The sequence below is a fragment of the Stenotrophomonas sp. FW305-C-20-S1 genome (assembly GCF_058783335.1).
In genome coordinates, this window is record NZ_JBYTEK010000046.1 from 1 (window position 1) to 23,172 (window position 23,172).

The following is a 23,172-nucleotide window of genomic DNA, read 5'->3' on the forward strand; positions in this document are numbered from 1 at the left end:
GGGGTGTCCGCGGCATGGATGCCGCGGCCAAGCCCCCATGGACGGGTTTACGGCGTCCCCCGCAACCGGACCCACCCTGCCATCCCACAGATAGCCAGCTTTTGCCGTTGCTGTTGAGGTTGCCGGCCAGCGGCCGGCACTACCGCTTCGGCGGGTGCAGGGCGCAGCCCTGCCCGAAACCCTCAACCCGCCGGGGTGCCCGCACCATGCAGGTAATCCAGGCTCACCTGCAGCAGCGCACGGAATCCAACATCCAGCGCCTTCTCATCCAGCAGGAACTTCGGCGAATGGTTGGCCGGCGCCGTCGCCGGGTCGATGCCCACGCTGGTGGAACCGACGAAGAAGAACATGCCCGGCACTTCCTTGGCGTACAGCGAGAAATCCTCCGCGCCCATCTGCAGCGGCGGCTCGTACACGTTGTCCTTGCCCACCACCGCCTGCAGGCTCGGCAGCATCTTCGCGGTCAGCGCCGGGTCGTTCACCGTGGCCGGGTTGCCTTCCGATTCGTAGATGTCGGTCACCGCCTTGGCCCCATGCGCGGCAGCGGTGTGGTCGGCCACGTTGCGCAGGTCGGTGAAGATCTGCTGGCGCATGCCTTCGTCGAAGGTGCGGATGGTGCCGACCATCTCCACTTCATCGGGAATGATGTTGTAGCGGATGCCGCCGTTGATCGCGCCGAAGGTCAGCACCGCCGGCTGCTTGGACAGGTTGGCGCGGCGGCTGACGATGGTCTGTGCGGTGCCGATCAGATCAGCAGTGGCAACAATCGGGTCCACGCCGTTCCACGGTGCCGAGCCATGGGTCTGGCGGCCGATCACCTTGATGCCGAAACGATCGGACGCGGCCATCAGCGGGCCACCGCGCACCGCGATCTGCCCTGCCTGCACGCTGGAGAACACATGCAGGCCGAACACCGCCTCGGGCTTGAAGTCGGCAAACAGGCCTTCCTTCAGCATCAGCGCCGCACCGCCCTCTTCCGGCGGCGGCGCACCTTCTTCGGACGGCTGGAAGATCAGCATCACCTGGCCCGGCAGGTCCTTCTTCATCGCCACCAGCGCTTCGGCCACGCCCAGCAGGGTGGCAGTGTGCGCGTCATGGCCACAGGCATGCATCACGCCCACGGTCTGCCCGCGGTACTGCGCGGTGGCCTTGGAGGCGAACGGCAGGCCGGTCTGCTCGGTCACCGGCAGTGCGTCCATGTCCGCGCGCAGGGCGATCTTCGGGCCCGGCTTGCCGCCTTCGATGATCGCCACCACGCCGTGGTGGGCAATGCCGGTCTTCGGCTTCAGGCCCATCGCGCGCAGGCGCTTGGCAACTTCGGCGGAGGTGCGTTCCTCGCGGTTGGACAGTTCCGGGTGCTGGTGGAAATCGCGGCGCCATTCAACCACCTTGGCCTGCAGGCGCTGTGCGGCAGTGGTCACTTCCGGGCGCTGTGCGTCCTCGGCGTGGGCAAGGGCCGGCAGGGCCAGCAGCAGGGCGGACAGCAGCAACGAACGGCGCATCTCGATCTCCACGGAAGGGGTCTGCACCTGAATGTAGGGCAACCTTGCCGTTACGGGAACCTCCAGCGTTGTCCATCTGTCTGAGCGCCCGTCCCATCCGTCATGCAGGAAACCCGGTGGGCCACAGGTATGCTTTGCGCATTGCCACCCGGGGTGCCACCCCGTCCAGCCCTCTTGGAGTCTTGAATGTCACGTGTTTGGAAGATCGTGCTGCTGGTCGTGGCGGTACTGGTGCTGGCCGTGGTCGGCCTGCGCGTACTCGGTGGCGGCAAGGACAAGGCTGCCGGGCAGCAGGCAGGCGCCGGCCAGGGGGGTGAAGATCCCGATGCCGGCCCGGTGCCGGTGACCGTGGTCGATGCCGCGCGCCAGGACGTGCCGGTGTATGCCAGCGCACTGGGCACGGTGACCGCGATGAACACCGTGACGGTCAGCCCGCAGGTGGGCGGCCAGCTGATGAGCCTCAATTTCCGCGAAGGCCAGGAAGTGAAGAAGGGCGACGTGCTGGCGGTGATCGACCCGCGCACCGCCCAGGCCAGCTATGACCAGGCCGTTGCATCCAAGCGCCAGAACGAAGCCCTGCTGGCCACCGCACGTTCGAACTACCAGCGTTCGAACGCGCCGGAGTACCGCCAGTTCGTGGCCAAGACCGATCTGGATACACAACGAAACCAGGTGGCACAGTACGAAAGCGCAGTGGCGGCCAATGAAGCCAGCATGCGTTCGGCGCAGGTGCAGCTGCAGTACACCCGGGTCACCGCGCCGATCACCGGTATCGCCGGCATCCGCGCGGTCGACGCCGGCAACGTGGTCAACGCCGGTACCGCACTGGTCACCCTGACCCAGATCCATCCGATCCACGTGCTGTTCAACCTGCCCGAACGCCAGCTCGGCGACGTGCGCCAGGCGCAGGCCGCCGGCAGCGTGCCGGTCGCAGCGCTGGACCGCGCCGATTCGCACGTGCTCAGCGGCGACGGCAAGCTGGACGTGGTCGACAACCTGATCAGCGCCGACAGCGGCACCTTCAAAGCACGCGCGGTGTTCGACAACACCGACAACGGCCTGTGGCCGGGCCAGTTCGTCAATGTGCGCATGCAGCTGCGCACCATCGGCGGCGGCGTGGTGATCCCGACCCAGGCAGTGCTGCGTGGCCCGGACGGCGAGTACGTCTACGTCGTGCAGGGCGACAACACGGTGAAGATGCAGACCGTGCGCAGTGGCGTGGAAGTGGGCGACAGCCAGGTGCAGATCGCCGAAGGCCTGAAGGGCGGCGAGCGCGTGGTCAGCGAAGGCCAGTTCCGCCTGAAGCCGGGCAGCAAGGTGACCGCGCTGAAGCCGGGTGAGACCCCGGCCGCACCGACCGAGGCCGAACTGAAGGCCGCCGAACAGAAGAGTGGCGGCGGCCGCCGCGGTGGTGGCCCGCGCTGAGCGCAGGCCCCTGCTCTTCCCCGCGCCGGCGATCCCGCCGGCGCTGCCATTGAAGTGCCAGCAAGGATCAGTCCGTGGGCTTTTCGACGATCTTCATCCGCCGCCCGATTGCCACCTCGCTGTTGATGGCGGGCTTGTTGCTGCTGGGCATCCTCGGTTACCGCAAGCTGCCGGTGTCGGCGCTGCCGGAAATCGATGCGCCCAGCCTGGTAGTGACCACGCAGTACCCCGGTGCCAACGCCACCACCATGGCCTCGCTGGTGACCACGCCGCTGGAGCGCCAGTTCGGGCAGATCTCCGGGCTGGAAATGATGACCTCCGATTCCTCGGCGGGGTTGTCGACGATCATCCTGCAGTTCTCGATGGACCGCGACATCGACATCGCCGCACAGGACGTGCAGGCGGCGATCCGCCAGGCCACCCTGCCCTCGTCGCTGCCGTACCAGCCGGTCTACAACCGGGTGAACCCGGCCGACGCGGCCATCGTCACCCTCAAGCTGACCTCCGATACGCGGCCGCTGCGCGACGTCAACAACTACGCTGACTCGATCCTCGCCCAGCGCCTGTCGCAGGTGCAGGGCGTGGGCCTGGTGTCGATCGCCGGCAACGTGCGTCCGGCCGTGCGCATCCAGGTCAATCCGGCGCAGCTGTCCAACATGGGCTTGACCCTGGAAGAGCTGCGCAGCGCGCTCACCCAGGCCAACGTCAATGCGCCGAAGGGCTCGCTGAACGGCAAGACCCAGTCCTACAGCATCGGCACCAACGACCAGCTGGCCAGCGCCGCCGAGTACCGCGACACCATCATCAGCTACAAGAACGGCCGCCCGGTGCGGCTGTCCGACGTGGCCGAAGTGATCGATGGCGTGGAGAACGACCAGCTGGCGGCATGGGCCGACGGCAAGCCGGCCGTGCTGCTGGAAGTGCGCCGGCAGCCGGGCGCCAACATCGTGCAGACCGTCGAGCGCATCCGCGCGCTGCTGCCGCAGCTGCAGGGCGTACTGCCGGCCGACGTGCACCTGGAGGTGTTCTCCGACCGTACCGAAACCATCCGCGCCTCGGTGCATGAAGTGCAGTTCACCCTGATCCTGACGATCGGCCTGGTGGTGGCGGTGATCTTCGTGTTCCTGCGCCGGTTCTGGGCCACCATCATTCCCTCGGTGGCAGTGCCGTTGTCGCTGGCCGGCACCTTCGCGGTGATGGCCTTCACCGGCATGTCGCTGGACAACCTCTCGCTGATGGCGCTGGTGGTGGCCACCGGCTTCGTTGTCGACGATGCGATCGTGATGATCGAGAACATCGTGCGCTACATCGAACAAGGCAAGAGCGGCAAGGAGGCGGCCGAGATCGGTGCACGCCAGATCGGCTTCACCGTGCTGTCGCTGACGGTTTCACTGGTGGCGGTGTTCCTGCCGCTGCTGCTGATGCCCGGCGTCACCGGCCGCCTGTTCCACGAGTTCGCCTGGGTGCTGAGCATCGCCGTGGTGCTGTCGATGCTGATCTCGCTGACGCTCACCCCGATGATGTGCGCCTACCTGCTCAAGCCCGATGCGCTGCCCGAGGGCGAAGACGCGCACGAACGTGCGGCCGCGGCCGGCAAGCAGAACCTGTGGACGCGCACCGTCGGCCTGTATGAGCGCAGCCTGGACTGGGTGCTGGAACACCAGCCGCTCACCCTGGCCGTGGCCGCGGCCGCGCTGGTACTGACCGTGCTGCTGTACGTGCTGATTCCCAAGGGCCTGCTGCCCGAGCAGGACACCGGCCTGATCACCGCCGTGGTCCAGGCCGACCAGAACATCGCCTTCCCGCAGATGGAGCAACGCACCCAGCAGGTGGCCGAAGCGCTGCGCAGGGATCCGGACGTGACCGGCGTATCGGCCTTCATCGGTGCTGGCAGCATGAACCCCACGCTCAACCAGGGCCAGCTGTCGATCGTGCTGAAAGAGCGCGGCGAACGTGATGGGCTGGAAGACATCCTGCCGCGCCTGCAGAAATCCGTCGCCGGCATTCCCGGCGTGGCGCTGTACCTGAAGCCGGTACAGGACGTGACCCTGGACACCCGCGTGGCCGCCACCGAGTACCAGTACTCGCTGTCGGACGTGGACAGCGCGGAAGTCGCGCTGCAGGCCAACCGCCTGACCCAGGCGCTGCGCCAGCGCCCGGAACTGGCCGACGTCGACAACAACCTGTCCAACCAGGGTCGCGCACTGGAACTGAACATCGACCGCGACAAGGCCAGCGTGCTGGGCGTGCCGATGCAGACCATCGACGACACCCTCTACGATGCGTTCGGCCAGCGCCAGATCTCGACCATCTTCACCGAGCTCAACCAGTACCGGGTGGTGCTGGAAGTGGCGCCGCAGTTCCGTACCAGCACTGCGCTGATGGAACAGCTGGCGGTCGCCTCCAACGGCGCCGGCGCACTCACCGGCACCAACGCGACCAGCTTCGGCCAGGTCACTTCGTCCAACTCGTCGACCGCCACCGGTATCGGTGCACAGAACACCGGCATCACCGTCGGTGCGGGCGGCATCATCCCGTTGTCGGCGCTGGCCGAGGCGAAGGTCTCCAGCGCGCCGCTGCTGGTCAGCCACCAGCAGCAGCTGCCTGCGGTGACGGTTTCCTTCAACGTCGCGGCGGGCTATTCGCTGTCCGATGCGGTCAAGGCCATCGAAGAGACCAAGGCCAGCCTGGACATGCCGGCGCACGTGCATGCGCAGTTCATCGGCAAGGCCGCTGAATTCACCGGCAGCCAGACCGACGTGGTGTGGCTGCTGCTGGCCTCGCTGGTGGTGATCTACATCGTGCTGGGCGTGCTGTACGAGAGCTACATCCACCCGATCACGATCATCTCGACCCTGCCGCCGGCCGGCGTCGGTGCGCTGCTGGCATTGATGGTCTGCGGCCTGAGCCTGTCGGTGGACGGCATCGTCGGCATCGTGCTGCTGATCGGTATCGTCAAGAAGAACGGCATCATGATGGTCGACTTCGCCATCGAGGCGCGGCGCACCGGCGCCAACGCGCGCGAAGCCATCCGCCGCGCCTGCCTGCTGCGTTTCCGCCCGATCATGATGACCACCGCTGCAGCCATGCTTGGCGCGTTGCCGCTGGCGCTGGGCACCGGCATCGGCTCGGAACTGCGTCGGCCGCTGGGCATCGCCATCGTCGGCGGCCTGCTGCTGTCGCAGCTGGTAACCCTGTACACCACGCCGGTGATCTACCTGTACATGGAACGCTTCTCGGAATGGCTCGCCCGTCGCCGCGAACAGCGTGCGCTGCGCGATGGCACGGTGCAGGAGCCGCAGGCATGACCCTGGCCCCGCACCTTCGGGGGGCTGCACGATGAACCTGTCCGGCCCCTTCATCCGCCGCCCGATCGGCACCGCCCTGCTGGCCATCGGCTTGTTCATGGTCGGCGTGATCTGTTACCTGCGGCTCGGCGTGTCGGCACTGCCGAACATCGAGATCCCCGTGATCTTCGTACATGCCAGCCAGTCCGGTGCGGATGCGGCGACCATGGCCTCCACGGTGACCGCGCCGCTGGAGCGCCACCTCGGCCAGCTGCCGGGCATCGACCGCATGCGCTCGTCGAGCTCGGAAGGCAGCTCGCTGGTGTTCATGATCTTCCAGAGCGACCGCGACATCGATTCGGCCGCGCTGGACGTACAGACCGCGATCAATTCGGCGCAGGCCGACCTGCCCTCGGGCATGGGCTCGCCGATGTACCAGAAGGCGAACCCGAACGACGATCCGGTGATCGCCATCGCGCTGACCTCGCAGACGCAGTCCGCCGATGAGCTGTACAACGTCGCCGATTCGCTGCTGGCCCAGCGCATCCGCCAGATCGGCGGCGTCGCCTCGGTGGATATCGCCGGTGCCTCGACGCCGGCGGTGCGTGTGGACGTCAACCTGCGCCTGATGAACGCGCTGGGACTGACCGCCGACGACCTGCGCAATGCCGTGCGCGCGGCCAACGTGACCTCGCCCACCGGCTTCCTCAGCGATGGCAACACCACCACGGCGATCATCGCCAACGATTCGGTTGCACGCGCCGCCGACTTCGCCGATCTGGTGATCAAGACCCAGGGCGATGGCCGGGTGATCCGCCTGAAGGACATCGCCAACGTCTACGACGGCCAGCAGGACGCCTACCAGGCCGCGTGGTTCGATCACAAACCGGCCGTGGTGATGTATGTGTTCACCCGCGCCGGCGCCAACATCGTCGAGACCGTGGACCGGGTGAAAGCGCAGATTCCCGCGTTGCGCGACTACCTGCAGCCGGGCACCACGATGACGCCCTACTTCGACCGCACCCCGACCATCCGGTCGTCGCTGCATGAAGTGCAGATCACCCTGCTGATCAGCCTGGCGATGGTGGTGCTGACCATGGCGCTGTTCCTGCGCCGGTTGGCGCCGACGCTGATCGCGGCGGTCACCGTGCCGCTGTCGCTGGCCGGTGCCGCGCTGGTGATGTACGTGATGGGCTTTACCCTGAACAACCTGAGCCTGCTGGCGCTGGTGATCGCGATCGGCTTCGTGGTCGACGATGCGATCGTGGTGATCGAGAACATCATGCGCCACCTCGACGAGGGCATGCCGCGGATGCAGGCGGCCTTCGCCGGTGCGCGCGAAATCGGCTTCACCATCGTCTCGATCACCGCTTCGCTGGTGGCGGTGTTCATCCCGCTGCTGTTCGCCAGCGGCATGATGGGCGCGTTCTTCCGCGAATTCACCGTGACCCTGGTGGCGGCGATCGTGGTGTCGATGATCGTTTCGCTGACGCTGACCCCGGCGCTGTGCAGCCGCTTCCTCAGCGCGCACGACCACACGGCGGCACCGTCGCGCTTCGGCCGCTGGCTCGATGCCGGTCACGAGCGGATGCTGCGCATCTACACCGTGTTCCTTGATTTTTCGCTGCGCCATGCGCTGCTGCTGTCGTTGACGCCGTTGATCCTGATCGGCGTCACCATCTTCCTGTTCGGTGCGGTGAAGAAGGGCGCGTTCCCGCCACAGGACACCGGCCTGATCTGGGGCCGCGCCAATTCCAGCGCGACGGTGTCCTTCGAGGACATGGTCAGCCGCCAGCGCCGCATCACCGACATGCTGATGGCCGACCCGGCAGTGAAGACCGTGGGCGTACGCCTGGGCAGCGGACGCCAGGGTTCCAGCGCGCAGTTCAACGTGGAACTGAAGTCGCGCAAGGAAGGCCGCCGCGAAACCACCGCACACGCACTGGCACGGCTGAGTGCGAAGGCCGACCGCTACCCGGACCTGCAGCTGCGCCTGCGCGCGATCCAGGACCTGCCCAGCAACGATGGCGGTGGCAACAGCCAGGGCGCGCAGTACCGCGTCTCGCTGCAGGGCAACGACCTGGCCGCACTGCAGGAATGGCTGCCCAAACTGCAGGCGGCATTGAAGAAGAACCCGAAGCTGCGTGATGTCGGCACCGACGTCGACAACGCTGGCCTGCGCCAGAACATCGAGATCGACCGGGCCAAGGCCGCGCGCCTGGGCATCTCGGTCGGTGCCATCGACGGTGCGTTGTACGGCGCCTTCGGCCAGCGCCAGATCTCCACCATCTACTCGGACATCAACCAGTACAGTGTGGTGGTCAACGCGCTGCCGTCGCAGACCGCTACGCCTTCGGCGCTGGACGAAGTGCATGTGCGTGCACGCAACGGCGAGATGGTGCCGATCACGGCGGTGGCCCGCCAGGCGCCGGGCCTGGCGCCCTCGCAGATCACCCATGAAAACCAGTACACGACGATGGACCTGAGCTACAACCTCGCCCCCGGCGTCAGCATGGGCGAGGCCAAGGCCATCATCGACAGCACCGTGGCCGGCATGCGCATGCCCGGCGACATCCGCTTGGCCGACGACGCCGGCTTCGGCTTCAACTCCGATCCCAGCGACATGCTGATCCTGGTGCTGGCAGCCATCCTCACCGTCTACCTGGTGCTGGGCATCCTGTACGAAAGCCTGATCCACCCGGTGACGATCCTGTCCACCCTGCCGGCCGCCGGCGTCGGTGCGTTGCTGGCGCTGTTCGGCACCAACACCGAACTGTCGGTGATCTCGATGATCGCGCTGGTGCTGCTGATCGGCATCGTCAAGAAGAACGCGATCATGATGATCGACTTCGCCCTGGTGGCGCAGCGCGAACATGGGCTGACTCCGCGCGATGCTGCCCGTGAAGCCAGCATCGTGCGTTTCCGCCCGATCATGATGACCACGATGGTGGCGATCCTGGCGGCGGTGCCGCTGGCGATCGGCCTGGGCGAAGGTTCAGAGCTGCGTCGCCCGCTGGGCATCGCGATGATCGGCGGCCTGCTGTTCTCGCAGAGCCTGACCCTGCTCAGCACGCCGGCGCTGTACGTGATCTTCTCGTGCCTGGCCGAGCGCTGGAAGGCGCGGCGCGCGCGCAGGCGTGAAGCGAAGCTGCTCAGGCGCGCACAGCGGGCCTGACTCCGGTAGCGCCGGGCCATGCCCGGCGGCCTTTCAGCAATCCGCGCTGCGCGCTCGCCGGGCATGGCCCGGCGCTACCGGCCTCTGGTGGGTGGCATTTGACGCGCTGTAACGAAAAGAGAACAATTCTCATCCAGCCATGGTCCTGCGCCCCCTTGTGGCGCCCCGCTGCCGTCCCCGGCACGCCTGCGTGATCCCAGCCACCGACCTTTCCCCCCTGCATGGGCGGATGGCCCGTGGCCGCCCGCCGAGGATCTCCATCGATGTTGCCGATTCGCTCCCCCCGCCTGGCCGTACTGGCCGTCGCGCTGTCCGTCGCCTGCACTGCACACGCCGAAGCCCCGGCCGGATCCCGCAGCGCCACCGATCTGGACGCGGTCAAGGTCATCGCCGAGCGTACCCACACCGAGGCTGGCGCCCTCGGCGATCGCGTCCTGCGTGATACCCCGTTCGCGATCACCGCCGTCGGCCGTGAGCAGATCGAACAGCGCCAGGTCGTGTCGCTGGGCGAAGCCTTCCTGCTCGACCCCTCGGTCACCACCCAGGTCAGCGCCTATGCCAGTGGCTGGAGCTCGCCGATCCGCAACCGTGGCATCGACCTGAATTTCGACAGCTACCGGGTCAACGGCCTGCAGGTCTCGTCCTGGGGCACCGAATGGCCGCTGGAAGTGATGGAACAGGTCGACCTGCTGAAGGGTCCGGGAGGTTTCCTGTACGGCTTCGGCGCGCCGGGCGGCATCGTCAACTACATCACCAAGAAGCCGACCGACGTACCGACCTTCTCCGCCCAGCTCGGCTGGCGCGAGCAGGGCATCGTCAGCGGCGGCATCGACGTCGGCGGCCGCTTCGGCAACGAGCAGATGTTCGGCTACCGCTTCAACGCATACCAGGAAAAGGGCGAAACCTTCAACGGTGGCCATGTCGATCGCAAGGTCGGTGCACTGTCGCTGGACGCGCGCCTGAGCGATGCGCTCACCTGGACCTTCGACGGCGTGTTCCAGTCGCGCGACCTGCGCGAGGAATCACCGCAGTACTACTTCCGTGGCCTGACCTCACTGCCGCGGCCGATCGCCGGCGATGTCGACAACAGCGTGCCCGGCACCTACTACGACACCCGCTCCAGCCTGCTGTCCACCGCGCTGAACTGGCAGATCAACAGCGACTGGAAGGCCAGCCTGAGCTATGGCGTCACCACCTCGTGGAACGACGTCAACAAGATCTTCGCCTACATCGACGACACCAACGGCGACTACGCCGTCAACGTCTATGAGCTCGGCGGCAAGAGCGAGTGGAAGCTGGCACAGGCACTGGTGCAGGGCCGCTTCGGCACCGGCCCACTGCAGCACCAGCTGGTGGCCGGTGTCAGCCACCAGACCGGGCTGGGCTGGGACCGTCCCTACGAGTTCAGCCTGATCGGCCGCGCCAACCTCTACCAGCGCCATGGCATCCGTCACGACGCGGTGGGTTCCCGGGTGATGACCCGCGGTGACGAGACCGTGCAGCAGGCGGTGTTCGTCAGCGATACTGTCGATCTCGGCCATGGCTGGTCGGTGCTGGCCGGTTGGCGCTACAACGACTTCGAGACCAAGGGCGCCTACCACACCTATCCGGTCACCCCGACCTATGCGGTCATGTTCAAGCCCAGCGAGGCCGTCACCCTGTATGCCAGCTACATCGAGTCGCTGGAAGCAGGCAGCCGCGTAGGCAACAGCTACATCAATGCCGGCGATGTGCTCGACCCCACCATCAGCAAGCAGTACGAGATCGGCGCCAAGCTGGAAGCGAATCGCTGGAACGCGAACGTCGCTGCGTTCCGCCTGGAACGTGGCGCCAACATCGATCAGCTGACCGATGCAGGCAAGCGCCTGGTGCAGGATGGCATCACCCTGTACGAAGGCGTCGAAGCCAGCGCCGACCTGCACCTGACCGATGCGCTGACCGTGGGCGGTGGCGTGACCTGGCTGGACCCGACCTACGACAAGCTGTCACCGGGCAGCGCGGCGCAGGAAGGCAACCGTACCGTCGGTGCTGCGCGCTGGAGCGGCGTGCTGCACGCCACTTACCAGCTGCCGTGGGTGGAAGGGCTGGAGACCTATGCCGCCGTGCGCTACTACGGCGATGTCTGGTACGACGCCGACAACACCCTGAAGCTGCCCGACTACACCCTCGTCAACGCCGGCATCGGTTACCGCCTGCTGGCCTCCGGCCATCCGGTGACCCTGCGGGCCAGCGTGGAGAACCTGGCCAACCGCAGGTACTGGTCCAATGCCGGCGTCGGCCTGCCGCGCACCTTCGCGCTCAGCGTGCGGTTCGACATGTAACGGGCCTCGGTAGCGCCGGGCCATGCCTGGCGGCTGCATGCCACGCCGCGCTGCGTGCTCGCCGCGCATGGCGCGGCGCTACCGGATTTCACGCGTGGCCCGTAATAATGGTGGCCGATCCTTTCGCCGAGCCTGCATGTCCGCACGCGAATCCCGCCTCAGCCGCCTGTGGGCCCACGAGAAGGCCAGCTATGGCCTGCGGGTGTTCATTGCCCTGACCGCGGCCATGGCCGTGTGCTGGCACCTGGATGCGCTGACCGCGCTGCCCGGCGTGTTCCTCGGCATCATCGCCAGTGCGATTGCCGAGACCGATGACAACTGGTGGGGCCGGACCAAGGCCGTGCTGCTGTCGCTGTTGTGCTTCTGCCTGGCAGCGGCCTCGGTGATCTGGCTGTTCCCCTGGCCGTGGATATTCATCGCGGCACTGGCGCTGTCCACGTTCGGCCTGACACTGCTCGGTGCACTGGGCGAGCGCTACGCGTCCATCGCCCAGGCGACCGTCACGCTGGCCATCTACACCATGATCGGCCTGGAACAGCATGGCGCCCATGACCTGCACAGTGCGCTGGATGCGGTGAGCCACCTGCTTGCGGGTGCGGTCTGGTACGGGCTGCTGTCGATCCTGTGGACCACGTTGTTCGCCAACCGGCCGGTGCGCGAGCGCGTGGCCCGCCTGTACGTGGAACTGGGCCGTTACCTGCAGCTCAAGGCCGCGCTGTTCGAACCCGTACGCGAGGCGGACCTGCAGCGCCGCCAGCTCGACCTGGCCGAACAGAACCGTCGCGTGGTCGGCGCGCTGAACGAGGCCAAGACCGCGATCCTGGCGCGCTTTGGCCGCTCCGGACGGCCCGGCGTCAACTCCGGCCTGTACCTGCGCCTGTACTACATGGCACAGGATTTCCATGAGCGCGCCAGCTCCTCGCATTACCCGTACGGCGCGCTGGTCGACGCGTTCTTCCACAGCGACGTGCTGTACCGCTGCCAGCGCCTGCTCGACCTGCAGGGCCAGGCCTGCGCACGGCTGGGCGAAGCGATCCGGCTGCGTCGTCCGTTCGTCTACGGCGATAGCAACCAGCAGGCCGGGCGCGATCTGGCCGATGCCCTGGCCTACCTGCGCGACCAGCAACGCCCGCAGTGGCAGCGCCTGCTCGGCTCGCTGGACCTGCTGGTGCACAACCTGCGCAGCATCGAGCGCCGCCTGCTCGATGCCGAACGATCCGAAGCCAGCCTGGACAACGTCGACACCCGCCTGCGCGACAGCAACCCGCACACGCTGCGCGAAATGGGCGTGCGCGTGCGCCAGCAGCTCACCCCCGGCTCGGTATTGTTCCGCCATGGCCTGCGCATGGCGCTGGCACTGATCGCCGGTTTCGTTGCCATCCATCTGTTCAATGCACAGAACGGCTCGTGGGTCCTGCTGACCATCGTGTTCGTGTGCCGGCCCAGCTTCGGTGCCACCCGCCAGCGCCTGGCCCAGCGCATCGTCGGTACGCTTGCCGGCCTGGTGCTGACCTGGGCGCTGCTGCAGCTGTTCCCAACGCTGGAGATCCAGCTGCTGATCGCACTGCTGTCGGCACTGCTGTTCTTCTTCACCCGTACCGACCGCTATCTGGTCGCCTCGGCCGCCATCACGGTGATGGCGCTGACCTGCTTCAACCTGATCGGCGACGGCTTCGTGCTGATCGTGCCACGCATGGTCGATACGATCCTGGGGTGCGCGATCGCCGCAGCGGCCGCGTTCCTGATCCTGCCGGACTGGCAAGGTCGACAGCTGCACCGCGTGCTGGCGCGGGTGCTGGATACCGCCGCCCGTTATCTGGAATCAGTGCTGGGCCAGTACCGCAGCGGCATGCGCGACGACCTGGCCTACCGCATCGCCCGCCGCGACATGCACAACGCCGATGCCGCACTGTCCACCGCATTGTCGAACATGCTGCGCGAACCGGGCCACGTGCGCCGCAACCTCGATTCGGGTTTCCACTTCCTGGCGTTGTCCAACACCCTGCTCGGGCATCTGTCGGCGCTGGGTGCGCACCGCGACCAGGTCGACAGCTACGCGGGCGATCCACTCGCGCTGGCCGCCGGCGAGCGGGTGCGTAAAGCGCTGCAGCAGCTGGCATCGGCATTGACGGCGCAGCAGCCGGTGTCGGAGGAGGACAACGACGCCGATCGTGCGGTGGCCGCGGAACTGGAGCAGCTCGATGAGACGATGCCGCCGAAACTGCAGTTGATCCGCACGCAGATGGCGCTGGTGCTGCGGATGTTGCCGAAGGTGAGAGCAGCGGCCAATGGCGCGGTGCGCGGCCTGGCCTGAGCGGACGGCATCCACGCATGGCGTGGATCTACTGGAGCGGTATTCGGGCGTGACCCTGTCGGCCGTGCAACATCGTGTTGCGTGCACGGGGGCATTCCGATCACCCCCCGACGCCGATACTGCGGTGTCGCCCACGCAGGATCTCCCCCATGAAGATCGAACTCAACGACCGCACCGCACTGGTCACCGCCTCCACCGCCGGCATCGGTCTGGCCATCGCGCAGGGGCTTGCCGCCGCGGGTGCGCAGGTCATCCTCAACGGCCGCAGTACCGACAGCGTGGAACGCGCACGTCAGCAACTGCTGGCTGCAATCCCCGGCGCCAACGTGCTGGGCGTGGCCGCCGATCTGTCCGACGCCCGCGGGGTCGACGCGCTGCTGGCCGGCCTGCCGGGCAACGTCGACATCCTGGTCAACAATGCCGGCATCTTCGGCCCGCAGGACTTCTTCGAGACCGACGATGCCACCTGGGAGCAGTACTGGCAGACCAATGTCATGTCCGGCGTGCGCCTGTCGCGCGCCCTGCTGCCGGCGATGGTCGACGCCGGTTGGGGCCGCGTGCTGTTCATCTCCTCCGAATCGGCACGCAACATTCCTGCCGACATGATCCATTACGGCGTCAGCAAGACCGCGCAGCTGTCGTTGTCGCGCGGCCTGGCCAAGCGCGTGGCCGGCAGCGGCGTCACCGTCAATGCGGTGCTGCCCGGCCCGACGTTGTCCGATGGCTTCGCAACGATGTTCGAAGAAGAGCGTGCACGCACCGGCAAGCCGCTGGAACAGATCGGCCGTGAGTTCGTGATGGCCCATCGCCCTGCATCGGTGATCCAGCGCGCGGCCACGGTCGAGGAAGTGGCCAACATGGTGGTCTACCTCGCCTCGCCGCAGGCGTCGGCCACCTCCGGCGCAGCGCTGCGGGTCGATGGCGGCGTCGTCGACGATATCGTGTGAGCGTTGGTGGGGTGTGTGGACCAACGGTCCGCACCTACCGCATCCCTGCCTGACAGGCAGGGATGCTAGGCTGCGCCGGTCCAAGGAGGTTCCATGTCCGGTCACAACCAGTTCGCCCTGCTGCGCCAGCGCCGTTTCCTGCCATTCTTCATCGTGCAGGGGTTGGGTGCCTTCAACGACAACGTGTACCGGCAGGCGATCATCGGCCTGCTGTTCTACCTGGGCGTGGCCGAGAGCGAGCGCACGCTCTACACCAACCTGGCGCCGGCGCTGTTCATCCTGCCCTACTTCCTGTTCTCCGCCCTGGCCGGGCAGATCGCGGAAAAGCTGGAGAAGTCGCGGCTGATCGTGATCACCACCACCATGGAGATCGTGATCATGACGCTGGCTGCGGTGGGCTTTCTCACCGAGAGCCTGCCGGTGCTGCTGGTGGCCCTGTTCTGCACGGGCCTGCAGTCCACCCTGTTCGGCCCGGTGAAGTACTCGGTGCTGCCCTCGGTGCTGCGTCCGGAAGAACTGACCGGTGGCAATGGCCTGGTCGAGATGGGCACGTCGATGTCGATCCTGACCGGCATGATCGTCGGCGGCCTGGTGTTCACCCTGGCAGGCACCCATGGCCCGATCGTGGCCGCGACCGCGGTCATCGCGCTGGCGATCTGCGGGAACCTGGCCGCGCGCATGATTCCCAAGGTGGATGCCGGCGCCCCGGACCTGAAGATCAACTGGAACCCGATCCCCGAATCGCTGGCCGTGCTGCGCATGGCCAGGAAACAGAAGGCGGTACGCAACGCCATCCTCGGCGTGTCCTGGTTCTGGTTCGTCGGCACCATCCTTACCGCGCAGCTGCCGTCCTATGCGGTCACCAACCTCGGTGGCGAGCCCACCCTGTACATCTTCGCCCTGGCGCTGTTCTCGGTCGGCACCGGTGTCGGTTCGCTGCTGTGCGAAAAGCTGTCGGCGCGCACGGTGGAGATCGGCCTGGTGCCGCTGGGTGCGTTCGGCATGACCGCCTTCCTGCTGGACCTGTACTTCGCACGCGCCGGTGAGGCCACCGCGCAAGGCCTGTCGGTCACCCAGTTCGTGCACCAGGCCGGCAGCATCCGCATCATCATCGACCTGCTCGGCATCGGCCTGTTCACCGGCTTCTTCGTGGTGCCGCTGTTTGCTTTGATCCAGAGCCGCACGCCGAAATCGGAGATGTCGCGCGTATTCGCCGCGCTGAACATCCAGAACTCCGGCTTCATCGTCGCTGCGGCCGTACTCGGCCTGCTCACCCAGCGCCTGCTCGGCTGGACCATCCCGCAGCTGTTCCTGGCACTGGCCATCGCCAATGCCGTGGTGGCGATCTACATCTTCACCATCGTCCCCGAATTCCTGATGCGCTTCCTCAGCTGGGTGATGGTGCGCACGCTGTACCGGCTGCGCCCGCACGGCATAGAAGCGAACGTGCCCGATGAGGGCGCCGCGCTGCTGGTCTGCAACCACGTCAGCTACATGGACGCGCTGATCCTGTCGGCGACGATCCCGCGCCCGGTGCGCTTCGTCATGTACTACAAGATCTTCAACATCCCGGTCATGCGCTGGATCTTCCGCACTGCCAAAGCGATTCCGATCGCCGGTGCGCGCGAAGACCCGGCCTTGATGCAGCGTGCGTTCGATGAGGTCGATGCCGCACTCGCCGAGGGCGAGCTGGTATGCATCTTCCCGGAAGGCGCACTGACCCGCGACGGCACGATGGCAGCGTTCAAATCCGGCGTGGAGAAGATCCTCGAACGCCGTCCGGTACCGGTGGTGCCGATGGCCCTGCGCGGCATGTGGTCGAGCATGTGGAGCCGCCGCGATACCCGTCTGGGCCGCATGCGCGTGCCGCGCCGGTTCCGGGCGACAGTGGAGGTGGTCGCCGCCCCGGCGGTGGATGGCCATTCAACCGATGCCGCCGCCCTGGAAGCGCAGGTCCGCAGCCTGCGCGGCGACCTCGCCTGACGCAATCGCCCCCATCCGGGGGCGATGACGGTACGCTGCATACGCCACCGTCCAAGGGCGATACGAGGCCTGACGGGGCTGAAAACGCATACATGCGTCGTTGGTTGCGGTAGATTACGCACCCACAGGGGGGAGGTTCGGCCCGTTCACACGGCCGACCACCAAGGAATGGAGTCTTGCTTTGAATCAACCGCCACCGCTCAGCCGTCCGGTCTACATCCCCAACCATCTGGTCTGGGCGATCCTGACGACGCTGTTCTGCTGCCTGCCGTTGGGCGTGGTGTCGATCGTGTATGCCGCCCAGGTCGATGGTCGCAATGCGGCCGGTGACCTGCCGGGGGCCTATGGCGCGTCGCGCAAGGCGGGCTGGTGGGCGGTGGCTTCGGCCGCAGCCCTGCCGGTCCTGTTGCTGTTGTGGTTCGGGCTGTTCGGCGGCTTGGCCGCGCTGGGCGCTCTATCCGACCTTTGATTCACCACCACCACCCATCGAGGAGCTTGAACCATGAACACCACCACTGCGCAGGTCCCCAACAATCTGGTCTGGGCCATCCTGTCCACCCTGTTCTGCTGCCTGCCGGCCGGCATCGTGTCGATCGTCTACGCCGCGCAGGTCAACGGCAAGCTGGCTGCCGGCGACGTCGCCGGTGCCCGTGATTCGGCCGACAAGGCCAAGAAGTGGGCCATCTGGTCGGCCATCGCTGCCGTTGTGGTTGGCGTCCTGTACTTCATCATCATCATGGCCGTTGGCGGCCTGGGCGCCCTGAGCGGCGGCAACGGCAGCTACTGATGCCCGCGACGGGGTCCGGCCATGCGCCGGATCCCGCCCCCGCATGTCCGCACTTCCTGCTCGTTCCCGACTTACCCGCTGGGCTCCGCTGCTGGCCGCGTCCGGCCTGGCTGCGGGTGCCGCCGTGGTCCTGCGCCACGTCAATCCGTATGTCTCCGGCAATCCGCTGCCGGGCTGTCCGCTGTACGCACTGACCGGCTTCTACTGCCCCGGCTGCGGCAGCACGCGCTGCCTGTACTCACTGGTCCACTTCGACCTGCCCGGCGCGATGGCGATGAACCCGTTGCTGGTCATCAGCCTGCCCTTCCTGTTCCTGATGCTGCTCAACACCGCCGGCGTACGCCCGCGCGTGCTTGATCCACTGATGCGGGTACTGGCCAGCCCCACGTTCTGGCTGTGGCTGCTGCCCGGCTATGCCGTGCTGCGCAACCTGCCGTGGGCACCGTTCACCGCCCTGGCTCCGGTGTAGATTTCCAGCCAACGGCGCAGCCCCTCGTGGTGGAAGGCAGAAGCTGGGGTTGGCCGGGCGGGTGGGCTGCGCAGGGGCCGCTGCAAGTACGTCCATGTAAGCTCGGTCGCGCCATCCATGGCGCTTACGCCCCTGCGCAACCCACCCGCCCGGCCACGGACAATTTCCGTGCGCGTCCACCACAGGAAAGAAAAAGAGAAGATCAAAAGCCGAAGCGGGTCGCTCCGCTCGGCATCCACGCATGGCGTGGATCTACTGGCCGTCATCGGAAACTGTCGGGGGTGGGGCGGTGTGGGGCTGCAGGACCGTTGGCGCCATGGATGGCGCCATCGAGCCCCCATGGATGGGTTAACGGCGTGTCCTGCAGCCCCGCACCGCCCCACCAAACCCACAGAAATCCAGAGCCGCTGTTGCTGTTGCAGTTGCCGTTGCTTCCAGCGGGTGCAGGGCGGCAAGCCCTGCAGAAAAGCACAACTAGGTCACCCAGCCCGCGATCACCAGCAGGGCCAGCACCGCCAGCCACAGCAGCAGCATCCGCCACACCAGGCTCATCGCATCCCGCAGGTCCGGCAACCGCTGCCACACCGGCAGCAGGCCCGCTTCGGTGTAATCGTGAGCGTCCTCGCGCAGCTCGGCATTGACGCTGGCACGCGCCACCGCACCCAGGAAACCAATGCCACCGGCCAAGCGCTCACCATGCGCCTGGCGCCATGCCTTCCAGGCCGTGTCGAAGTTGCCGACCAGGGCCATCGAGAACGCCATCAACTGTGCCACCGGCCACTCGATCCAGCCCAGCAGCCGCTGTGCCAGCGCCAGCGGCTCCACCGGCACGCGCGCACGCATCGGGCTTTCCGCCATCAGTGCCAGCAGGCGATAACCGAGAGCCCCCACGGGGCCCAGCAGCAGGAACCAGAACAGCACCGCGAACCAGCGCCGCAGGGCGTTGAGCACGGTCGCCTCGACCAGTGAAGGAACATCCTCGCGCAGGCTGCCACCGGCCGACTGCAGGTTGCGTACCGCCGCCTGCCGGGTGGGCGCATCGTCGGCATCGATGATCGCTTCGATGTCGCGGTCCAGATCGCGCGGGCCCCAGCACCAGGCCAGCACGGCCACGCCCAGCAGCAGCGCCGGAAGGCCGAACAGCACCCCGCGCAGCAGCCAGGCGACCAGCGCCATCAGCAGCAGTGGCGGTACGATCGCCAGCGCCACGCCGGCGGCCCCCTGCCAGGCCCGACCACCGCGCGCGTCCAGCCAGCCCAGCCAACGCCGGAAGCCGTCGAAACGGCGCAGCGACGCGGCAGCGGCCGGGGCGACATGGCCAAGGGCCAATGCCACCAACACGGCGACCAGGGTGGTGAACATGGCAGGTCTCCCTACGAGCGAGCGTTCGGCGTCGCTACCTTACCTGTCGCAGCGTCGCCGTCAGCGGTGAACCGTACTGTAACCGGCAGCGTGTTCAGGTGGCGGCAATGCTGGCGCCGCCGGATGCCGGTTGCTGGCGGTACCAATGCTCGATCAGGCCCCGCGAAATGGAAATCGGCGGTGACAGACGGATGCCTTCTCCATCGTCCTCGACGTCACGCGCGAGGGCCGCGCCAACTTCCTCGGCGCTGAACCAGCGCGCGTCTTCCAGTTCGCCATCCACGGTCGGCACGTCGTCGTGTGCCTGCGCACGGAATCCGACCATCAATGCGCCGGGGAACGGCCAGGGCTGCGAGCCCAGGTACTGGCAGGCGGTCACCCGCACCTTGCTCTCTTCGTGCACTTCGCGCGCTACGGTCTGCTCGAAGGTCTCGCCCGGCTCGACAAAGCCGGCCAGCACCGAATAGCGGCGCGGCGCCCAGTTCGACTGGCGGCCCAGCAACAGCCGGCCCTGGTTTTCCACCGCGACGATCACCGCCGGGTCGACGCGCGGATAGTGCTCGGTCGCGCACTGCGGGCAGCGGCCGACGAAGCCACCCCGGGCGAACGTCACGGCACTGCCGCAGACACCGCAGAAGCGGGTACGCGATTGCCAGTAGGACATGCCACGGGCGTAGCTGAAGGCGGTCGCATCGGCCACGGTCCACAGCAGCGCGGCCTGGCGCAGATCGAGCCGGCGTGGCGCGGTGACCGTCACGCTGGCCGCTTCCACCGAGAACCACGCCTGCTCGCCACGCAGGCCGAGGAAAATCGCGACACCCGGCCCGCCACCGACATCGGCGCCGGTCAACGCCAGCGGCTGGTCGTCATCACCGGTGAAGGCGGTGCCGTCCTGGTCCAGGACAAGAATGCGCGCATCGGGCCACAGGCGCGCCAGAGCATCGGCATCTTCGCGCATGGCATCGGCGCGCTCCAACGGTTCACCCACGAAGGCAAAACCGGAAAGCGGCGAAGGAGAATTGAGCATCCAGCTAGCCTGCCGCCAATCACGGCAAGTGGCAAGCCGCAGACTGTGCAGAAACCCGCCTGTGGTTGCAGTAACGGTCATCCACGCATGGCGTGGATCTACCGAAGGCAGCGCGGGGTGCATGCCCCGCGCCCTGCAATTACATGCTGAAACTGCTGCCGCAGCCGCAGGTGGTCTTGGCGTTCGGATTGCGGATCACGAACTGCGCACCGGTCAGGCTCTCGGTGTAATCCACTTCGGCACCCATCAGGTACTGCAGGCTGAGCGGATCGACCAGCAGGGTGACCCCGCTGGTCTGCACCGCCAGGTCATCGCCGGCACGGTTCTCGTCGAACTCGAACCCGTACTGGAAGCCCGAACAGCCGCCACCCTCGATGTACACACGCAATGACAGGTGGGGGTTGCCCTCGTCCTGGATCAGTTCCTTGACCTTGGCCGCAGCGGCCTCGGTGAAGTTCAGCGGCCGATCCAGCGACTGGTAGTCGGGCGCGGCGGCCGGCGTGGCGCCGGGGAGGGAGACGAGCGTGTTCATGGGCTCAGCATGGGGGCGCCGGCGCTGGCTTTCAAGCCATCGCCTCGGCCAGCTTGCGGCGGGCGGCGGTGTCGCCCTTGCCGTCAGCGGACGCTTCGCCTTCCGGCGCCGGCAGGGCCTGCATCGGGGCGCTGGCATGGATCAGCCGGCCGTTCAGCTGGGCACCCGCATTCATTTCCACCACCTGGTAGTGAACGTTGCCGTTGACCCGCGCACTCGGGGTCAGTTCGACCTTCTCGGTGGCATGGACATCGCCGTCCAGGCGGCCACTGATGACCACCACCTGGGCGCGGATCTCGCCTTCGATCACGCCATGCTCGGCGAGGGTCAGGGTCGCCGCGCTGGCGCCCTCCTGGGCAATCACCTTGCCGTGGATGCGACCTTCCACGTATAGGCCACCACTGAATTCCACATCGCCACGGATCACCACCTGGTTGCCGATCAGGGCATCCACCACCAGTTGGCCATCACGGCTGGATTTGCTGCTTCCGAACATCTGCCTACTCCCCTTTGCTGGCCGGTGCGCCGGCCTGTTTCCAGTCGAATACCTGCGTGGTGCCCCCCGCACCACTCCCCAATGTCACCTTCACCCGTTGCGGGGTGAAGTCAGCCGGCAGCATCACGCTGCCGGTGAGCTGCTGGAAGTACCGGAACGAGTAATCCTGTCCCGGCACCTTGCTGCGCTGGTGCAGCTCGTCCCAGCTGATGGTGGCCAGCTTGCCGTTCTTCACGCCTTCCACCGTGAAACGCATCTGCCCTTGGCTGATCGCTCCGCGGTTGAGGTTCTGCGTCAGCACCACGCTGTACTGCCAGGTGCCGGCCGATTCCGGGCTGAATTCAATCGAATGGGTGTTCAGGCCCTTGCGCTGGCTGGTCGAGCCCACCAGGCGTTCGTAGAAGGCGACGTCAGCGCGCAGGCCGGCGATCTCTTCATCGCGCTCGGCCAACGAGGACTGCACTTCGTTGTTGGCGGCGCGGCTGATGCGGTCCGACGCTTCCAGCGTGGCCTGCTTCTGGCGCAGTTCGGTCAGCTGCGTCTGCAGCGTATCGGCGCGCTTCTCGGCGGCCTGCACGCGCTGGCCCTGTTCACCGCGCGGCGTGCCCAGCCAGCAGCCACCCAGCACCGCAAGCACCAGGCTCAGCAGCCAGATGCCGGCGATCACCAGCAGGCGACGGCGGTCGGCGGGTGGTTGCGCGGCACCGGGAAGGCGGACCTGCACGCGCATGGGAGGGCGGTTGTTCATGGGTAGTCTCCGTGGCAGCGCCGAAGCGCCGCCAGTACGGCCCCTGGGGCAAACGACGGGCTAGTGTATGACAGGAACGGCAGGTTTCCCCGGTGCCGGCCGGTACCGGGCGGTGGCATTCAGCCACTCCATGGTCGATAGTGTGGCACCCCGCACAGTTCCGCCGCCGGAGCCCGCCATGACCGAAGCCCACCTGTTCGTGATCGGCATCCTGCTGGCCTGGCTGGCCGGCATCCGCGTTTACCTCACCGTATTCGGCGTCGGCATCGCCGGCCTGCTCGGCTGGGTCGACCTGCCACCGGCGCTGCAGGCCACCGAGTCGTGGTGGGTGCTCGGCACGTCGGCGGCGCTGGCCATTGCCGAATTCTTCGCCGACAAGATTCCCGGCGTGGATTCAGCCTGGGACCTGGTGCAGACCCTGGCGCGCGTGCCCGCCGGCGCTTTCCTCGCGGCAGCGACACTGTCGCCCGATGGCGACCTGGGCACCGGTGCACTGGTCGCCGGCGCGGGCGTTGCGCTGGCCAGCCATGGCCTGAAGGCCGGCACCCGCGCCCTGCTCAATACCTCACCGGAACCGGCCAGCAACTGGGTCGCCTCTGCGGCCGAAGATACCGTGGTGATCGGCGGCTTGGCGCTCGCGCTGGCGCATCCATGGATCGCGCTGGTGGTGGTACTGGCCTGCAGCCTGGCCGGCGCATTGCTGGTCTGGCTGGTCTGGCGCACCCTGTGGAAAAGCGTGCGCTGGTTGGCACGTGGCGGCAGCGACGACGGACAACGGCAACCGCGTACCGGTTGAT

At 67.1% G+C, this 23,172-nt stretch carries 17 protein-coding genes; 11 read left to right on the forward strand and 6 right to left on the reverse strand.

Annotation, left to right across the window (positions count from 1 at the left end; genetic code table 11):
* Nucleotides 1-182: 182 nt before the first annotated feature.
* Nucleotides 183-1,502, reverse strand: a complete 1,320-nt coding sequence (locus tag AC3WTC_RS18360) for a M20 family metallopeptidase (RefSeq protein ID WP_492712209.1) — start codon at nt 1,500-1,502, stop codon at nt 183-185.
* Between the two features lie 186 nt (nt 1,503-1,688).
* Here AC3WTC_RS18360 and AC3WTC_RS18365 point away from each other — a divergent pair, with 186 nt between their 5' ends.
* The 10 genes from AC3WTC_RS18365 (at nt 1,689) to AC3WTC_RS18410 (ending at nt 18,210) form a co-directional block, all read left to right on the forward strand.
* Nucleotides 1,689-2,927 (forward strand): efflux RND transporter periplasmic adaptor subunit, encoded by a 1,239-nt coding sequence (locus tag AC3WTC_RS18365; protein WP_032976663.1) that lies wholly within the window; start codon nt 1,689-1,691, stop codon nt 2,925-2,927.
* Between the two features lie 74 nt (nt 2,928-3,001).
* Complete coding sequence (locus tag AC3WTC_RS18370) at nt 3,002-6,235, forward strand: efflux RND transporter permease subunit (RefSeq protein ID WP_492712210.1); 3,234 nt, start codon at nt 3,002-3,004, stop codon at nt 6,233-6,235.
* A 31-nt stretch (nt 6,236-6,266) separates the two neighbouring features.
* Nucleotides 6,267-9,389: an efflux RND transporter permease subunit gene (locus AC3WTC_RS18375; protein ID WP_492712211.1), complete on the forward strand. Its 3,123-nt coding sequence runs from the start codon at nt 6,267-6,269 to the stop codon at nt 9,387-9,389.
* Between the two features lie 263 nt (nt 9,390-9,652).
* A complete protein-coding gene (locus AC3WTC_RS18380) occupies nt 9,653-11,710 on the forward strand; it encodes a TonB-dependent siderophore receptor (protein ID WP_492712212.1) in 2,058 nt (685 codons plus the stop codon).
* Between the two features lie 136 nt (nt 11,711-11,846).
* Nucleotides 11,847-14,024 carry a YccS family putative transporter gene (yccS, locus tag AC3WTC_RS18385; RefSeq protein WP_492712213.1) on the forward strand — a complete coding sequence of 726 codons (2,178 nt, stop codon included), beginning with the start codon at nt 11,847-11,849 and terminating at the stop codon, nt 14,022-14,024.
* A 149-nt stretch (nt 14,025-14,173) separates the two neighbouring features.
* The gene (locus AC3WTC_RS18390; RefSeq protein ID WP_492712214.1) at nt 14,174-14,971 is read left to right on the forward strand and encodes an SDR family NAD(P)-dependent oxidoreductase; all 798 of its coding nucleotides are present in this window, start codon (nt 14,174-14,176) and stop codon (nt 14,969-14,971) included.
* Between the two features lie 93 nt (nt 14,972-15,064).
* Nucleotides 15,065-16,954 carry an MFS transporter gene (locus tag AC3WTC_RS18395; protein ID WP_099843927.1) on the forward strand — a complete coding sequence of 630 codons (1,890 nt, stop codon included), beginning with the start codon at nt 15,065-15,067 and terminating at the stop codon, nt 16,952-16,954.
* A 181-nt stretch (nt 16,955-17,135) separates the two neighbouring features.
* Nucleotides 17,136-17,423, forward strand: coding sequence for a CD225/dispanin family protein (locus tag AC3WTC_RS18400; protein WP_492712217.1), 288 nt, complete (start codon nt 17,136-17,138; stop codon nt 17,421-17,423).
* A gap of 33 nt (nt 17,424-17,456) precedes the next feature.
* Nucleotides 17,457-17,741, forward strand: a complete 285-nt coding sequence (locus AC3WTC_RS18405) for a CD225/dispanin family protein (RefSeq protein WP_025874635.1) — start codon at nt 17,457-17,459, stop codon at nt 17,739-17,741.
* A 43-nt stretch (nt 17,742-17,784) separates the two neighbouring features.
* Entirely contained in the window at nt 17,785-18,210 is a 426-nt protein-coding gene (locus tag AC3WTC_RS18410; RefSeq protein WP_025874634.1) for a DUF2752 domain-containing protein, read from the forward strand.
* A 474-nt stretch (nt 18,211-18,684) separates the two neighbouring features.
* On the opposite strand, the gene ampE is transcribed toward AC3WTC_RS18410, so the two are convergent.
* From ampE to AC3WTC_RS18435, 5 genes are all read right to left on the reverse strand, one after another.
* A complete protein-coding gene (ampE, locus tag AC3WTC_RS18415; protein WP_025874633.1) occupies nt 18,685-19,572 on the reverse strand; it encodes a regulatory signaling modulator protein AmpE in 888 nt (295 codons plus the stop codon).
* Between the two features lie 94 nt (nt 19,573-19,666).
* Complete coding sequence (nudC, locus tag AC3WTC_RS18420) at nt 19,667-20,599, reverse strand: NAD(+) diphosphatase (protein ID WP_025874632.1); 933 nt, start codon at nt 20,597-20,599, stop codon at nt 19,667-19,669.
* A 139-nt stretch (nt 20,600-20,738) separates the two neighbouring features.
* Complete coding sequence (gene erpA, locus AC3WTC_RS18425; protein ID WP_492712220.1) at nt 20,739-21,131, reverse strand: iron-sulfur cluster insertion protein ErpA; 393 nt, start codon at nt 21,129-21,131, stop codon at nt 20,739-20,741.
* A gap of 31 nt (nt 21,132-21,162) precedes the next feature.
* Nucleotides 21,163-21,627, reverse strand: a complete 465-nt coding sequence (locus tag AC3WTC_RS18430; RefSeq protein WP_025874630.1) for a bactofilin family protein — start codon at nt 21,625-21,627, stop codon at nt 21,163-21,165.
* Nucleotides 21,628-21,631: 4 nt separating this feature from the next.
* Complete coding sequence (locus AC3WTC_RS18435; RefSeq protein ID WP_025874629.1) at nt 21,632-22,375, reverse strand: DUF6776 family protein; 744 nt, start codon at nt 22,373-22,375, stop codon at nt 21,632-21,634.
* A 178-nt stretch (nt 22,376-22,553) separates the two neighbouring features.
* Between AC3WTC_RS18435 and AC3WTC_RS18440 the strand changes: the two genes are divergently transcribed.
* Nucleotides 22,554-23,171: a DUF4126 domain-containing protein gene (locus AC3WTC_RS18440; protein WP_025874628.1), complete on the forward strand. Its 618-nt coding sequence runs from the start codon at nt 22,554-22,556 to the stop codon at nt 23,169-23,171.
* Nucleotide 23,172: the final 1 nt, after the last annotated feature.

What these genes read in the sequence shown, in the direction of transcription:
- AC3WTC_RS18375 (WP_492712211.1), top strand. Translation starts at nt 6,267, where the DNA reads ATGAACCTGTCCGGCCCCTTCATCCGCCGCCCGATCGGCACCGCCCTG.
- nudC (WP_025874632.1), bottom strand. Translation starts at nt 20,599, where the DNA reads ATGCTCAATTCTCCTTCGCCGCTTTCCGGTTTTGCCTTCGTGGGTGAA.
- AC3WTC_RS18365 (WP_032976663.1), top strand. Translation starts at nt 1,689, where the DNA reads ATGTCACGTGTTTGGAAGATCGTGCTGCTGGTCGTGGCGGTACTGGTG.
- AC3WTC_RS18390 (WP_492712214.1), top strand. Translation starts at nt 14,174, where the DNA reads ATGAAGATCGAACTCAACGACCGCACCGCACTGGTCACCGCCTCCACC.
- ampE (WP_025874633.1), bottom strand. Translation starts at nt 19,572, where the DNA reads ATGTTCACCACCCTGGTCGCCGTGTTGGTGGCATTGGCCCTTGGCCAT.
- AC3WTC_RS18380 (WP_492712212.1), top strand. Translation starts at nt 9,653, where the DNA reads ATGTTGCCGATTCGCTCCCCCCGCCTGGCCGTACTGGCCGTCGCGCTG.
- AC3WTC_RS18360 (WP_492712209.1), bottom strand. Translation starts at nt 1,502, where the DNA reads ATGCGCCGTTCGTTGCTGCTGTCCGCCCTGCTGCTGGCCCTGCCGGCC.
- AC3WTC_RS18395 (WP_099843927.1), top strand. Translation starts at nt 15,065, where the DNA reads ATGTCCGGTCACAACCAGTTCGCCCTGCTGCGCCAGCGCCGTTTCCTG.
- AC3WTC_RS18405 (WP_025874635.1), top strand. Translation starts at nt 17,457, where the DNA reads ATGAACACCACCACTGCGCAGGTCCCCAACAATCTGGTCTGGGCCATC.
- erpA (WP_492712220.1), bottom strand. Translation starts at nt 21,131, where the DNA reads ATGAACACGCTCGTCTCCCTCCCCGGCGCCACGCCGGCCGCCGCGCCC.
- yccS (WP_492712213.1), top strand. Translation starts at nt 11,847, where the DNA reads ATGTCCGCACGCGAATCCCGCCTCAGCCGCCTGTGGGCCCACGAGAAG.
- AC3WTC_RS18430 (WP_025874630.1), bottom strand. Translation starts at nt 21,627, where the DNA reads ATGTTCGGAAGCAGCAAATCCAGCCGTGATGGCCAACTGGTGGTGGAT.
- AC3WTC_RS18410 (WP_025874634.1), top strand. Translation starts at nt 17,785, where the DNA reads ATGTCCGCACTTCCTGCTCGTTCCCGACTTACCCGCTGGGCTCCGCTG.
- AC3WTC_RS18435 (WP_025874629.1), bottom strand. Translation starts at nt 22,375, where the DNA reads ATGAACAACCGCCCTCCCATGCGCGTGCAGGTCCGCCTTCCCGGTGCC.
- AC3WTC_RS18440 (WP_025874628.1), top strand. Translation starts at nt 22,554, where the DNA reads ATGACCGAAGCCCACCTGTTCGTGATCGGCATCCTGCTGGCCTGGCTG.